11 protein-coding genes and 1 pseudogene are annotated in these 14,760 nt (G+C 63.8%); 11 read left to right on the forward strand and 1 reads right to left on the reverse strand.

Features of this window, described 5'->3' with window-relative positions; translation table 11 throughout:
* Positions 1 to 10 precede the first annotated feature (10 nt).
* Entirely contained in the window at positions 11 to 3,277 is a 3,267-nt protein-coding gene (locus ACL2XG_RS17905) for a cellulose synthase subunit BcsC-related outer membrane protein (RefSeq protein ID WP_413723507.1), read from the forward strand.
* A 28-nt stretch (positions 3,278 to 3,305) separates the two neighbouring features.
* On the opposite strand, the gene ACL2XG_RS17910 is transcribed toward ACL2XG_RS17905, so the two are convergent.
* Positions 3,306 to 3,470, reverse strand: a complete 165-nt coding sequence (locus ACL2XG_RS17910) for a hypothetical protein (protein ID WP_413721610.1) — start codon at positions 3,468 to 3,470, stop codon at positions 3,306 to 3,308.
* Positions 3,471 to 3,723: 253 nt separating this feature from the next.
* On the opposite strand from ACL2XG_RS17910, the gene ACL2XG_RS17915 reads away from it, so the two are divergent.
* From ACL2XG_RS17915 to ACL2XG_RS17960, 10 genes and pseudogenes are all read left to right on the forward strand, one after another.
* On the forward strand, positions 3,724 to 4,116 hold the full coding sequence (locus tag ACL2XG_RS17915; RefSeq protein ID WP_410013156.1) for a DUF4150 domain-containing protein: 393 nt from the start codon (positions 3,724 to 3,726) through the stop codon (positions 4,114 to 4,116).
* 26 nt (positions 4,117 to 4,142) lie between these two features.
* Positions 4,143 to 4,655 carry a type VI secretion system lipoprotein TssJ gene (tssJ, locus tag ACL2XG_RS17920; protein WP_413721609.1) on the forward strand — a complete coding sequence of 171 codons (513 nt, stop codon included), beginning with the start codon at positions 4,143 to 4,145 and terminating at the stop codon, positions 4,653 to 4,655.
* Positions 4,645 to 5,994, forward strand: a complete 1,350-nt coding sequence (gene tssK / locus ACL2XG_RS17925; RefSeq protein ID WP_413721608.1) for a type VI secretion system baseplate subunit TssK — start codon at positions 4,645 to 4,647, stop codon at positions 5,992 to 5,994. Before tssJ ends, tssK begins: the two co-directional genes overlap by 11 nt.
* Complete coding sequence (icmH, locus tag ACL2XG_RS17930; RefSeq protein WP_413721607.1) at positions 5,991 to 7,169, forward strand: type IVB secretion system protein IcmH/DotU; 1,179 nt, start codon at positions 5,991 to 5,993, stop codon at positions 7,167 to 7,169. The genes tssK and icmH overlap by 4 nt, the downstream gene beginning before the upstream one ends.
* 16 nt (positions 7,170 to 7,185) lie before the next feature.
* Positions 7,186 to 10,740, forward strand: coding sequence for a type VI secretion system membrane subunit TssM (gene tssM, locus ACL2XG_RS17935; RefSeq protein WP_413721606.1), 3,555 nt, complete (start codon positions 7,186 to 7,188; stop codon positions 10,738 to 10,740).
* On the forward strand, positions 10,737 to 11,753 hold the full coding sequence (tssA, locus tag ACL2XG_RS17940) for a type VI secretion system protein TssA (RefSeq protein WP_413721605.1): 1,017 nt from the start codon (positions 10,737 to 10,739) through the stop codon (positions 11,751 to 11,753). The genes tssM and tssA overlap by 4 nt, the downstream gene beginning before the upstream one ends.
* A 5-nt stretch (positions 11,754 to 11,758) precedes the next feature.
* A pseudogene (gene tssB, locus ACL2XG_RS17945) lies at positions 11,759 to 12,226 on the forward strand (type VI secretion system contractile sheath small subunit); the annotation flags it as partial.
* Between the two features lie 60 nt (positions 12,227 to 12,286).
* Positions 12,287 to 13,765 carry a type VI secretion system contractile sheath large subunit gene (gene tssC, locus ACL2XG_RS17950; RefSeq protein ID WP_410016705.1) on the forward strand — a complete coding sequence of 493 codons (1,479 nt, stop codon included), beginning with the start codon at positions 12,287 to 12,289 and terminating at the stop codon, positions 13,763 to 13,765.
* A 36-nt stretch (positions 13,766 to 13,801) separates the two neighbouring features.
* Entirely contained in the window at positions 13,802 to 14,329 is a 528-nt protein-coding gene (locus tag ACL2XG_RS17955; RefSeq protein ID WP_410013162.1) for an Hcp family type VI secretion system effector, read from the forward strand.
* A gap of 7 nt (positions 14,330 to 14,336) precedes the next feature.
* Entirely contained in the window at positions 14,337 to 14,759 is a 423-nt protein-coding gene (locus ACL2XG_RS17960) for a hypothetical protein (protein ID WP_413721604.1), read from the forward strand.
* The last annotated feature ends 1 nt before the right edge of the window (position 14,760 follow it).

A 14,760-nucleotide genomic window follows, 5' to 3' on the forward strand; every position in this document is an offset into this window, starting at 1 on the left:
CAAGGCGCTGATGATGGTGTTGGGCGTGGCCTTGTCGCTAGCCGTTATGCCGCCCGTACGCGCCGAGCCGCCGCCGGCCATAGCGCCGGAGCAGTGGCTGCTGGCGCAGGTCAGACTGGGCGAGGCTAATCATCAGGATCAACTGGTGCGCCAGTCACTGGACCGTTTAGCGTTAATCGCGCCCGATAGTCCGCAAGTGCTGGCGGCCCAGCTGCGTCTGGATCTGCGTGAAGGCAACCAGGACCAGGCGCGGGAGCGGCTGGAAAAAATCCAGCGGCTGGCGCCGGATTCAACGGAATTTCGCCAGGCGCGGCTCAGCCTGGAGCTGGCGCGGCCGGAAACACAGCAGCGGCTGCAGCAGGCGCGCCTGCTGGCCACGGCGGGCCGGCTGGCGGAGGCCCGGGCGTTGTACGACCAGGTGTTCGGCGGCCAGCCGCCGCCGGTGGAGCTGGCGCTGGAATATTGGCAACTGGTGGCCCGCGTACCCGGCCACCAAGACGAGGCCGAACGTCAATTGGCCGACCTTGACCGGCAGTACCCGGGCAATGTCGCCCTGCGCCTGCAACTGGCCCAATACGCCTTTGCCGCCGGCCGGAGCGAACAGGCTATCGACTGGCTGCGGCAGGTGGCGAATACCCCGGCGGGCCGGCAGCCCGCCGCCGAAATGTGGCTGGCGCGGATAAAGGCAGCGCCGGTGGACGCGCAAAGCGTGTCGGCCCTGCAATTTTACCTTAGGGTATTCAACGACGGCGCGTCTGCCGACGCCGCGCAGCAGGAACTGCGGCGGCGGCAGGCGCTGCTGGCCGACCCGCGCTATCAGGCCAGGATGGTGGGTTTGGCAAAAATTGAACAGGGCGCCTCCTCCGGCGCCATTGCGCCGTTAACCGAGGCTTTGGCCGCCACGCCGGACGATGCCCAAGTGCTGGGCGCCATGGGGCTGGCCTATGCGCGCTCCGGCCAACGCCTGCGGGCGCTGGACTATTTTACGCGGGCGCAGCGGGCCGAACAAAATGGCTTTAATGGCGCAAAATGGCGGGGCCTGATTCAAACCAACCGTTACTGGTGGGCGTTGGAGCAGGGCGATCGCGCGCTTAAGTCCGGGCATCTCGCCGAGGCGGATGGCTATTACCGGCAGGCGCGCGGTATTGACGATCGGGACGCCTGGGCTTGGGTCGGCCTGGGCGATGTGGCGGTGGCGCGCGATAATGACTCGGCGGCCGAATATGCTTATCGCCGCGCGCTGGCCCTTGAGCACGACAACGGCAGCGCCCAGCGCGGGCTGGTCAATCTTTACCAGCGCCGCTCGCCGCAGCTGGCGCTGGATTATCTCGGGCAGCTTCCCCCGGGCCAGCGGCAAAAGCTGCGGGATAAGCAGCTCGCTATCCAATTGACATTACTCACGGACCAGGGCGGGCGCGACGCCGGCGCGGGACACTGGGCGCAGGCGGCGCAGCGTTACCGGCAGGCGCTGGACCTGGAGCCGGGCGCTATCTGGACCGCGTATCATTATGCCCAGGCGCTGCGCCATACGGCCCGGGTGTCAGAGGCTGATACCCTGATGGCCGCGCTGGCGCGGCGCTATCCCGGCGATCCCGCACAGGTGTACGCTTATGCGCTGTATCTGGCGGGCAGCGGGCGGGACGATGCGGCGCTGACCCATCTGCGCGGGCTGCCGTCCGGTCAGTGGAGCGAAGGGATGCGCCAGCTGGCGCAGCGGCTGGAGCGGGAGAAACGCGCGGAAGACATAGACCGCCGGCTTGACGTCATCGAGCGGAGGCTTGCCGACGGCGACCCGGCAGGAGCGCGCGGGGCGTTGCAATACCTGCGATCGACGACCGATGGACTGAGCCTGTATCAGCAGCGGCGCATCGCCATGGCCTGGCTGGACGCCGGCGATGCGGCGCAGGCGGCGGCCGGGCTGCGGCAACTGAAAAAACGGGTACAAACAGCGCCGAACGGGCAGGATAAAACACTGATTTACCGTGATTTAGCGCGTGTCGAGCAACGGGGCGGCCAGCCGGAAGCAGCGCGCGCGGACTATCAATCTGCCATGCAGGCCGCGGGCCTCAGCGCCGGCGTCCCCGCGAATAACGATGAGTATACCCGCCTGACGCGTCATAACCCCGGCGACGACTGGCTGCGCCGCGGTATCCGCGCCGACGCAGGCGGGCTGTATCGTCAACAGGACGTTAACTTTACCCTGGACCATGATTTCTGGAGCGATGGCGGAACCCCCGGCAAATCGGATCTGAGCGCTAATACCACCATGCTGCAGGCGGATATGCCCTGGGATCAGGGGCGGGCTTTTGGCCGCGCCGATATTGTGCGTATGGACGCGGGAACGCTGGCTAATGATTACGGCGGCACCTTCGGCACGTGCGCCGATTTGCCCTGTCACGGCAATCGCCGCCAAACGGCGACCGGCGTTAGCCTGGGCGCCGGGTGGGAAAATGACCAATGGAAAACCGATATCGGCACCACGCCGCTGGGTTTTCCGGTGGTCGACTGGGTGGGCGGTGTCGCTTATCGCGGCGATTGGCGCAGTCTCGGTTGGACCGCCACCGCCTCGCGCCGGCCGGTTTCCAGCTCGCTGCTGTCCTTTGCCGGCGCTCGCGATCCCGGCACCGGCATGACCTGGGGCGGCGTGCGCGCCACCGGCGGCGGCCTGGGCCTGAGTTATGATCAGGGTAACGCCAACGGCCTGTGGGGCGATCTGAGCGCGCATCAGCTGACCGGTAAAAACGTGGCCGACAATAGCCGCGAACGGCTGATGGGCGGGTATTATTATAAGGTGATTAACGAAGAGGACCGCCGGGCCACCGTGGGGCTGAATTCGATGCTGTGGCATTATCGCCGCGATTTGAGCGGCTATACGCTGGGGCAGGGCGGGTATTATAGCCCGCAGCGCTATTTTTCCCTGGCCGTGCCGGTAAATTATCGCGCGCGCGCGGAAAATGTCTCCTGGCAGCTCGGCGCCTCGTTATCCTGGTCGCACGCCTCGACGGAAGAGCGGCGGCGTTATCCCCTGGCGGGGGTGGGCGCCGCCGACATCCTATCGTCGGGCGGCGACAGTTCCGGGTTTGGCTATACCGTCCAGGCGTTAATCGAACGGCGCCTGTCGTCGCACTGGACCCTTGGCGCCGGTATCGATATCCAGCAGGCCAAGGACTACACGCCCAGCCATATCCTTGCTTACCTGCGCTATTCGATGGCGGGCTGGCAGGGCGACCTCGCAATGCCGCCGCAGCCGCTGAACCCCTATGCGGATTTTAAATAACCCGGCCGGAAAATCCCCTCCGGTGTCGTCATCCCCGGCGCGCCTGGTTGAACGGTTTTCCGCCGGTGAGCAAAAGAATCAGCGCGCCGGCCAATGCCATAATGGCCCGTCGTCGTCCACCACCAGCGTTTCCCCCAGCCGTTTTTGCAGCACAATGGCCGTGATTGACGATGCCGCGCGCAAGTGCGTTCATCGCGTATCCGCTCGGCGGGCCCATGGCGATCCGCACGCGTCGCGCTTTTGCTGTACAGCGGACCATGCCAGACCACGTCTGTTTTAATGTGGGGCTCGTGGTTCCGGTAATATTAGCGGGTTGCAGACCACGCCGGCAACGCAATGGTTGAGCATAAAATCAGGTAAACGCCGTAGCGGTTTTTTCCCGTTGTTTGATAGCGTGGTCGCCACTGTTTTTGGCCTGGCGCCGCTGGCGAAAAGGGAATAGGGGTATGTTTGCGAATTGTCAATTATTCGGCATGGATTTGGCGTTTCCCGACGTCTGCCTGACGCCGGCGCCGGTGCCCGTACCGGTGCCTTACCCCAATATGGCGCTGGGCTGCACGGCGACGCCGCATACCTATACCATCCTGTTCGGCGGGCTGCCCGCGCATAATATGGCCACCCTGACCTATGCCAGTTTCGGCGACAATGCCGGCATTAGCCTGGGGGTAATGTCGGGTACGGTAATGGGGACCTCGCGCCATTTAACCGGCGCGTTCACCACCCTGATCAAAGGTTCTCCCGCCACCCGCATGACCAGCCTGAGCCTGCAGAACGGTACCAATATGGTGGGCATGCGGCTGCTTCCCAGCCAGCTGAAAATCATGATGCTTGGAATGTAACCCCCGCCGGTAACAGGATTCTTTATATGTCTTCACTGTTTTTTCGGCTTCGTTTTCCCGGCCTCCTGGCGCTGACGGCGTTTATCAGCGCCTGCGCGCCGGCGGAAATAACCCCGCAAGACAGTGGCGGCGGCGATCGCCTGGCGTTGAACGCCCGCGGCCGGCTGAATAACGGATCACCGCTAAAAATAACCGTATTGCAGCTTACCGATCCCTCCCGCTTTTTGTCGGCCGGCTATGAGGACCTGCAACGTGACGCGCATAAGACGCTGCGCGGGCAGGTGCGCGCCGGAGAAGAAATTTTCCTGCTGCCCGACGATAAGTGCCGGGTCCTGCCGCTGCCAACGGCGGACGATGTTCATTACCTGGGCATCTTTGCCGAGTACCAGGATCTCGCCCATAAACGCTGGCGGCTGCTATTGCCTCTGCCGCCGCGGCCTGCGGCCTCGGTATGGACGATGCTCCGGCCGCCTCCGCCCGTTTTGCGCCGGGTTACCGTGACCCCGGACGGTTTGCAGGGAAATGATAATGAAAAATAACCATAAAGTGCTGTGGGTGGAGGGGATGTTCCTGCGTCCCCATCATTTCCAGCAGGCCGAGGAGTATCTGGAGCAGCGCCAATGGCACCTGCGGGATGGCCGCTATCCCTGGGGATTTTCCATCCTGCGGGTGGATGAAAGCCTGCTGGCGCTGGGCAAGGTGGCGCTGGCCGCCGGCGCCGGCATCCTGCCGGACGGTACGCTGTTCGACTTCACCGATCCCTGCGATGCGCCGGCGGCGCTGGATATCCGCGCCGGCTGCGGCGGAGTGACCATCGTTCTGGCATTGCCGGTCCGGCGCGCGGGACGGGAAGCGGTCATTTTTACCGAAGCGGCGGATTCGCTGGCCCGTCACCTGGCGTTTGAAAAAGAGGTTGCCGACACCAACGCGTTGTCCGCGGGCGGCGCGAAGATCCAGTGCGGCAGGCTGCGTCTGCGGCTGCTGCCGGAACATGAACTTAACGGCGAATGGATAGCCATGGGCGCGGTACGGGTGCTGGCGAAGGATCGGGACGGCGGCGTGTTGCTGGATCCCGGTTATCTTCCTCCCCTGCTGGACAGCCGCGCCAGCCCGGCGCTGCAGGAATATGTCCGGGAGCTGGCGGGCTTGCTGCAACAGCGACGCCAGCGGCTGGGCCGCCAACTGCAACAGCGGGACGAAGGGCACAATAGGGCGGCGGACCTGATGCTGCAGGCGCTTATCCATCGGTTCAGCGCCAGGGTAGATCATCTGCTGCACGCCCCGAGGGTACATCCGGAGCGCCTGTTCTCCGCATGGCTGCCGTTTGCGCTGGAGCTGGCGGTGTACCGGGCGCCGCATGTCTTTGCAGGCGATATCCCGGTGTATGACCATGCGGATATCGGCGGCTGCTTTGGCCTCTTGATGTCGCTGCTGCGCCAGGGATTGTTTATCGCGCTTGAAGACAGCGCCATCCCCCTGCCGCTGACCGAGAAGATGCCGGGCTTGAGCGTGGCCACATTGCCGGATAAAGAGATGCCGGACCGGTTTGACTTTGTCTTAAGGGTGGCGGAACTCGAGGGCGGGGCGCAAACGAGCGCTTTTCTGGCGCAAATCAAGATTGCGCCGGCGTGCTGCATCCGCGACGTGGTGCAACTGCAATTGCCGGGTATCCCCTTGCGGCCCCTGGCGCAGGCGCCGCGCCAGCTGCCTTCCCGAACGGGCGCCAACTGCTTTGCCCTGGAAAATAGCGGCGCATTATGGCCGCAGTTGGCCAAAACCGGGGCCTTCGCCCTGTACCTTACCGACGAATTCGCCCGGCTGGACATTCAATTATGGGCCATAAGGCGTCAATCCCCGCCGGGTGGACCACCGCCATGACAGACCACGCTCGCATGCAGCACGCGCAGCCCAACCGGCTGCTGGCGGCGGCCGGTCCGCTGCTGAACGCCGTGGCGCATTTACGTTACGCGCAGCCGCCCGAGGATGCCGGGGCGCTGCGCCTGCGGATGATCGATGAAATGCGCCGTTTCGAGCAGGTTTGCCAGGAAGCGGCGCTGGGCTATAACGTGATTATCGGCGCGCGCTATTGCCTGTGTACCGCCCTGGACGAGGCGGTGGCGCTGACCTCCTGGGGGCAAAGCAGCATTTGGGCGGGCAACGGCCTGCTGGTGGCTTTTCATAATGAAACCAACGGCGGCGAGAAATTTTTCCAACTGATGGCGACATTGTTGCAACAGCCCGAGCAGCATATCGATCTGCTGGAGCTGCTCTATTTTTGTTTGTTATTGGGTTTCGGCGGCCGCTACCGGGTCATGGAAAACGGCATTTACCGGCTGGAAATCCTGACCCAGCGGCTGGCGCGGCAGATTCGCAGCATCAGGGGTGAATACGCCCGTCCCCTGGGTGAACCGCGCGCGCAACACCCCGCCCCCCGGCGGACCTCCAGGGCGCGGCTGGCGCCGCCGCTATGCGTCTTGTTGGGCGGGATGCTGCTTGGCTTGCTGTATATCGTCCTTAATAACCGGCTGGACGTCGCTGCCACCGGGGTGCAAAACAGGCTGTTCAGCCTGCAACTGCCCAAGGCGCCCCCGTCGGTGGCCGGGATGTCGCTGCCGGAGCTGATGCAGGCCCTGGCGGCGGATATTGCCGCTAACCGCGTGGCGGTGTCCCTGCGGGATGAGCAGGGGGTTATCACGCTGCGCGGCGGCGACGTATTCGCGTCGGCCTCCGCGACGCTCCACCCATCGTATCAAGACGTTATCTTCCTGATTGCCCGGCATCTGGCGCAGACCACCGGCGTGGTAACGGTGCGCGGGCATAGCGATAACCAGCCGATCCATGGCGCCGCTTTTACTTCTAATGACGCGCTGGCGCTGGCGCGCGCCGAAACCGTCGCCCTGATGCTGCGCCAGGCGCTGGATCAGCCGGGACGGGTGGTGGCGCAAAGCGCCGCCGGCAAGACGCCGCTGGTGCCGAATACCACGGCGGAAAATCGCGCCCTTAACCGACGCATCGATATTGCCTTTAACCTGGCCGGCGGCGACACAGAATGAGGCGGGGAGCACGAACATGTTAAAAATGATGGGGGCGCTGTACGGCGGCGGAATCTGGCGTGGCGTTTGCGCGGCGGCGGGAGTTGGCCTGGCCGTCTGGTTTGTGGGCCCCCGGCTTGACGTCGGCGGGGTGCATCCCCTGGCGTCTGACGCTGTCCGTTATCAGGTTATCGGCGCGGTGACGGCGTTTTGGCTGCTGTCGCGATCCCTCTCCTCAATGCGTCAGGCCCGTTTCCGGCGCAGTGTGCGACGGCAACTGCTGACGGCGGAGCGGACGCCGTCAGCACGGGAGGAAACCCCGCTTGCCGCAGGGTTTAAACTGGCGGCCAGGATCCTCAAGCGGCATCATGGTTATGGCGCCGGGCTGAAAAAGGAGGGACTGCCGGTCTTCGGGCGCGCGTATTTGTATCGGCTGCCGTGGTACCTGATGCTGGGCGCCGGCGGCAGCGGCAAGTCCAGGGCCCTGCAAAACGCTGAGCTCGATTTTCTCGAACCCCAGGCCCCGGACGCCGGCGCGGCGGACGGGCCGGGCCGTTGCGACTGGTATTTTACCTCCCTGGGCGTGGTGATCAGTCCCTGCGGCAGCTTTCTGGCCGACGGCGACAGCCGTTGGCAACAGATGCTGGCATTGCTCAAGCGCCATCGCGCCCGCCGGCCGCTTAACGGGGTGGTGCTGACAATAAGCGCGCAGGATCTGCTGCAGCCCTCGCGGGAAGAGCACTGCCGGCAGGCCGGATTGTTGCGCCGACGCCTGCTGGAGCTGGGGCGGCAGCTTAAAATTGTCCTGCCGGTGTATATCATGATCACCAAGGCCGATTGCCTGGCGGGGTTTAGCCAGTATTTCAGCCGCTTCGACGGTCCTGAATTGGCGCAGCCCTGGGGCATGGATTTTCCTTGGCGGGGCGGGTCCGAAGATGGGTTCTCGCTGCCAGAAGCCTTTGCGCAGGCCTTCGACCGGTTGCAGCGGCGGTTAGATGACGCCTTGGCGGATACGCTGCTGGCGGAGCCCGATGCCAGGCAGCGCGGCAAATGCCTGGCCCTGCCCCAGGCCTTTGCCGCGCTGCGCCAGCCGCTGCTGCGTTACCTGGAGATTATCTTTGCCTCCTTTCCCGAGGGGGCCGCGCCCGCGCCACGGGGCGTCTGGTTTACCAGCGCCAACCAGAAAACCGGACCGGCCGCCGGCGCGTTAACGGCCCGCCAGGACGATTTGTTCGATTACCGCTTCACGCCGGCGGATATGGCCACGGCCAATGTGGCCGCGCCGACGCCGCAAAGCTATTTCCTCAAGACGCTGTTTCGGGACATTATCCTGGCCGAAGGCGACCTGGCGGGCACCCGCCGCTGGGCCATATGCCGTCGCCGGTTGGGTTACCTCGCGGGCTACGGCCTGTTATCGGCGCTGCTGCTGGCGGCGGGGAGCCTGGGTATCGCCAGCTACCATAATAACCATCAGTACCTGGCACGGGTACAGGCGCGCACCCAGGCGCTGGAACAGCTTAGCGCCGCTATCTTGCGTGCGCCCGACCCCGGGCTGGCCCAGATAATGCCCTTCTTTAACGGACTGGGCGTCTGGGCCGAAACCGGGGTCTTTGATTATCGCCGCCCCCCGCTGGACCATCGTATGGGCCTGTACCGGGGCCGGATGCTGCACGGCGCCGGCGAACTGGTCTACCGGCACGCCCTGAAGCGCGTGCTGCTGCCGCTGGTGACGCAGCAGCTTGCCGCGGTGCTGGCCCGGGCGCATGGCGGCGAGACGGATTTCACTTATCAGGCGCTGAAAGCCTATCAAATGCTGTATGAGCCGCAGCATTACGACGGCGGGTTTTTACGCTCCTGGGTGCTGATGACCCTGCCGGCGATGCCGGGCGCGGCGCAGCTCGACAGCGCCGGGAATGAACAATTGCGCCGGCATCTCGCGCAACTGATAACCGACGCGCCGCTGCTGTCGCCCAACGACAAAGACCAGCGTCTGATCGAGACGGCTCAGTCTGCCATCCGTCAGCACCCGCTTGCCCAGCGCGTCTACCAGCGGCTGAAACCATTGCTTATTAACGACAGCCGGTTCAAGGCCATCAGCCTTATCGATCTGGCGGGCGCCGAGGCGGAGCAGGTACTGATACGCAACAGCGGCCTTCCGGCCACGGATACGCTCCCCGGTCTGTTTACCCCCGCAGGGTATTGGCTGGGCTTTCATCCCCGGGTTGCCGTCGCCCTGCGCCGGCTACAGGAGGAGGACCGCTGGGTGCTGAACCAGACCCTGGCGGCGGATGAGGACGAACTGGCCGCCAACGTACGGCATTGTTATATGAACGAATTTATTACCCGCTGGGATAACTTTCTCGGCGATATCGGCCTGATGCCCGCGCCGGACCTGAACCGGCGCATCGACAGCGCGCGTATCCTGTCCGGCGAACATTCGCCGCTGCGTTGCCTGGTGACGCGTATCGGCGACATCCTCGCCTTGTCGCCGCCGGGCGATGCGCAGGCGTCATCGCCGGACCTCGGGCGGCAGCTCGGCGCCGGCACCCGCGGGTTGCTGAACACACTGTTTCCCCAGCGGGGGAACCGGGAAGGTCAGGAAGGGCCCGAGCTGAAGGTAAGGCACCACTACCGGGATCTTATCGCGCTGTCCCGCCCGGGCGATGAAAACGGCGCCGCCATCGCCTTTGACGCTATTCTCACACAGCTGGGCTGCGTATACCGCTATCTGGTCGCGCTGCACAACAGCGGCGATACGGCGCCTGCGCCAGGAGAGATCCTCTCCCGGCTGCGGGCGGATGCCTTGCGTTTGCCGCAGCCGATGCGCCGCCTGATCCTTGAGCTTGCCGAGGGCGCCGGCCATGATACCCGGCGCCAAACGCAGCGGCAGCTGCGGCGGCTGTTCGATACCCAGATCGGCGCGTATTGCCGGCAGGTCGCCGATGGCCGTTATCCTTTATCGCCGCAGGGCGCGATCGATCTTAGTCCGGACGATATGGCGCGTCTGTTTGCGCCGGAAACGGGGCTGGCCGATCGTTTTTGGCGACAGCACCTGGCGGACAGCGTGGAAACAGGCGCCAATCGCTGGCATTTTTTCCCCGGGATCAACGCCGGCGACGAGGCGGCCGGGGAGGCATTGCTGCACTTTTTCCGCGCCGCCCGTGCTATCGGCGATGCGTTCTTCCCGCCGGGCGCGACCCGCCCCGTCTTTTCCTTTACCCTGCGCCCGGTAAAGATGGACAACGGCATTCTCAGCCTGTCGCTTGATATCGACGGGCAGATGCTCAGCTATAACCACGGCCCGTCGATTGCCTATCACCTGAACTGGCCGGGCGCGCGGGGTACGGGCAAAGCGCGGCTGAGCGCCGGCCTGGCCGACGGCACCATCGCCACCCTGGAACGGGAGGGGCCGTGGGCGCTGAACCGGCTGCTCGACGGCGGCCAAAGCCGGCGGACGGGCAACGACGGCGCGCAGCATATCACCTTCACCCTGGCTGGCCGCAACGTGACGCTGGAAATTATCCCGGACAACGTGCGCAACCCCTTTACCCTGCCGCACTTCAGCTGTGCCGCGCAACCGGAACCGTTATGAACATCGACGCCCTGCTTACGCCGGTAAGCACCGACGCGCCCTGCGGCGAAAACCTGGAATACGATCTGGCCTTTATTCAACTGCACCAGCTGGCGCGCGGTAAAGCGGAACAACAGTTCGGCGATATGCTGATCCCGGCGCTGGAACCGGACTGGCGCCGGGTGGAGCAACAAGCCCTCGGACTGCTGGCGCACAGCAAGGATCTGCGCGTGATGCTGTTGCTGGCGCAATCTTGGACCGCCCTGCGCGGCGTGCCCGGTTACGCCGACGGCATTATGCTGATGGGCGAAGCGCTCGAGCGGTATTGGCCGACGCTGTTGCCGCCGCTGGCGCTGGAGGGCGAGTCCGATCCCCTGATGCGCATTAACGTGCTGCGTGAGCTGGGCGATGGCTTTGAGCTGGCGAAATTGCTGCGCCATAGCCTGTTTGTACGCGAAGCGGGCCACAGCCTGTCGTTTGCCGATGCCGCGGCCGCCCTCGACGGTATAAGGGCCGCGGAGCCCCCCGGCGAATCGGCGCGGCTGTCCGTCCTCCTGCGGCGGGGGCTGGAGACGCACGCGCGCTATCTACCGTTGATCTGTTCCGCCCTGGAGCGGCTTTTCAACCTGCTGCGCACGCATTTGGGCGAAACGGCGATCCCGGACATGCCCGGCGTGCTGGCTTCCCTGCGCGCCTTGTCCCAGCCGCTGGTGGTCCACGATACCGCGCCGCCGCCTCCCGCGCCGGCGGAAGGTTCCTTATTTCCCCGCCGCATCCCGCCCGATAACGGCGCGGCGGCCACACCGTCGTCCCGGCGCGAGGGCGATATCCTCACCCGCGACGACGCCTACCAGGCGCTGGAACAGGTAAAGATCTATTTCCGGCGCTACGAGTCCAGCCATCCGGCGCCGTTGATGATTGCGCGTATCCAGCGGTTAATGAGCCAGGACTTTCTGGCGATAGTGCGCAACCTGGCGCCGGAGGCGGCAAGCCAGTTAGAGCATTTTTTCGGCTGCGAGAGCCTTAAGGAGTAAGAGAGATGAAAGAAGCACACAGCGGACAAAAATTGATCGCCCGCCATCGCGCGCCGCGCGTGCAAATCGAGTATGAGGTGGAATTATACGGCGCCGAACGCACGGTTCAACTGCCGTTTGTCATGGGCGTCATGGCGGATTTGAGCGGCGGGGCGCACGAACCGCCGGTACGGATCGATGACCGGAAATTCCTCGATATCGATAGTGATAATTTTAATGAACGGATGAAATCGTTCCAGCCGGGTATCGCCATCCGGGTGGAAAATACCCTGACCGGCGTCGACGACCTGCCGGTGTCGCTCGTCTTTAACGAGATGGACGACTTTTTGCCGGAGGCGATAGCGCACCAGGTCGAACCGCTGAACGCGCTGCTGGAGGCGCACATCCAGCTCTCCAACCTGCTTTCCTATATGGATGGCAAACATGGCGCCGAGGAACTGATGGCCTCGGTGCTGAATGATGACCAGCTGCTGCGGGGCCTGGCCGGCGCGTCGGCCGATACCGGCGGGCAGGATCTATTACCCTACTCGCCGATGTACGCCGCCGGGGGCGGCGGACGCATTTTGCCGCCGGCCATCGGCGCGGTGATCGAAGAGCAGTTCCGTACCAAGACCGACGAAGCGCGCGCCGCGCTGGAGTTGGCGGTCAGGGCCATGGCGCAGCAGGCGCTGGCCTACCGAGTGACATTATCCCGGGATGCCTTCAGCACCATTCAGGGCCTGATTGCGCTTATCGATCAAACCCTGTCGCGGCAAATCAACATCATCCTCCATCATCCCGAATTCCAGCGGCTGGAAGGGGCCTGGCGCGGGCTGCATTATCTGGTCGCCAATACCGCCAGCAGCGATATGCTGAAAATCCGCGTGATGAACCTGAGCAAAAAAGAACTGGGGCTCACGCTTAAACGCTATAAAGGCGCCAGCTGGGATCAAAGCCCGATCTTTAAACGCGTTTATGAAGAGGAGTACGGCCAGTTTGGCGGCGAGCCGCTGGGCTGTCTCGTCGGCGATTATTATTTTGATCACAGTCCGCAGGATGTGGAACTGTTACGCGAGCTGTCGCTTATCGCCTCCGCCGCCCATTGCCCTTTTATCAGCGGCGCGTCGCCCGGGGTGATGCAGATGGAGTCGTGGCAGGAGCTGTCCAATCCCCGCGACTTGGGCAAGATCGTGCAGAATACCGAATACGCCGCCTGGCGCATGCTGCGGGAATCGGAAGACTCCCGCTATCTCGGGCTGGTATTGCCGCGCCTGCTGGCGCGTTTGCCTTATGGCCTGGCCGGCAATCCCGTCCACGCCTTTTTGTTTGAAGAGCAGACCGACGGCGCCACCCATGCCAATTTCACCTGGATGAACGCCGCGTACGCCATGGCGGTGAATATCAACCGTTCGTTCCAGGAATACGGCTGGTGTACTTCCATTCGCGGCGTGGAGTCGGGCGGCGCGGTGGATAATCTCTTATGCCATATGTTCCCCACCGACGACGGCGGCGTGGATCTAAAATGCCCGACCGAAATCGCCATCAGTGACAGGCGCGAGGCGGAGCTGGCCAAAAACGGTTTTATGCCGCTGGTGTACCGTAAAAACTCCGATTTCGCGGCGTTTATCGGCGCCCAGTCGCTGCAAAAACCCGCGGAATACAGCGATCCCGACGCCAGCGCCAACGCCAACCTGGCCGCGCGCCTGCCTTATCTTTTCGCCTGCTGCCGTTTCGCCCATTACCTGAAGTGCATCGTGCGCGACAAGGTGGGAACCTTCCAAACCCGCAGTGAAATGGAGCTATGGCTAAATAATTGGATAATAAATTATGTTGATGGAGATCCGGTTAACTCATCGCAGCAAACCAAAGCGCGCCGCCCGCTGGCGGCGGCCGAGGTGCAGGTGAGCGAGCTGGCGGACAATCCGGGTTATTACCAGGCGAAATTTTTCCTGCGCCCGCATTACCAACTGGAGGGCCTGACGGTGTCGCTACGCCTGGTGTCCAAGCTGCCGTCGCTGAAAGGTGGCAATTAACATCCCTTTTCCCGCGGTAAGAAAGGATTCCTGAGTATGAATAACAGTATTTATTTGCAGGTTGACAGCGTTAAAGGCGAAGCCAAGGACGAGGAACATAAGGACTGGATCGACGTGCAGCATTTCCGCTGGCAGATAGTCCAGCCCTCGGAGAACAGCGTGGGCGGCGGCGGCGGTATCGGCAAGGCGGTAGTGCGCGAGCTGGAGGTGCTGGCGCGGATTGATAAGGCCCTGCCCACCATGATGAAAAAATGCGTCGAGGGCACGCATCTGCCCGCGGTAACCCTGGGGCTGAGAAAGGCGGCCGAGTCCAGCGAGGATTACCTGCTGATTAAACTGCAGGAGGTGATGCTGAGCGCGGTGGAAATCGTGCCCCATACCGGCACCGGCGCGGGGGAAGGACACGCGGTGGCGCCCGGCGCCATGGCGGTGCTGTATCGCTTTTCACCCGCCGTGATGGGCGTGACCTGCGGAGAACAGTTAAGCACCGGCGCCCTGAGCGCGAAGGTTGAATTTGGTTGGGATGTGAAAAAAAATGCCGCTGCCCAAGTCAAGTTTAAATAATGACCCATTGATAGACGACCGCCGCCCGCAAGAGACCTGGGAAAACTTTCTCAATGAATTTCCGGGCGCGACGGTACGGGAAAATGATATCGATCGGGTATTGGGGGCGCTTTTCGACGCGCCCCCCGCGTCCGGCCGGATCGCGGCGGCGGAGGCGCCCGGCGGATCGCGGCTTTACGGCGCTGGGGAAACCGATCCGTTGCGGTTGTTCACGGCACGGGCGGATGATGCGTCCGCGGCGGAACATGGCCCGGGCGCGCTGCCGCCGGCGGATATCGCCACGGGCGGGGTGACTCCGGCGCAGCGGCGGGCGATGCTGGCGGCGCTGGGCGCCTGTCTCGGCACGCTGTCGCAAAACGATGTCGACGCCTTGTTTACCCAGACTTTTTTACCGGTCTATCAGCGGGAAATGACCCATAACGCCTGCTGAG

It is taken from the genome of Sodalis sp. RH24, assembly GCF_047324145.1.
In the GTDB taxonomy this organism is placed as follows: domain Bacteria; phylum Pseudomonadota; class Gammaproteobacteria; order Enterobacterales; family Enterobacteriaceae; genus Acerihabitans.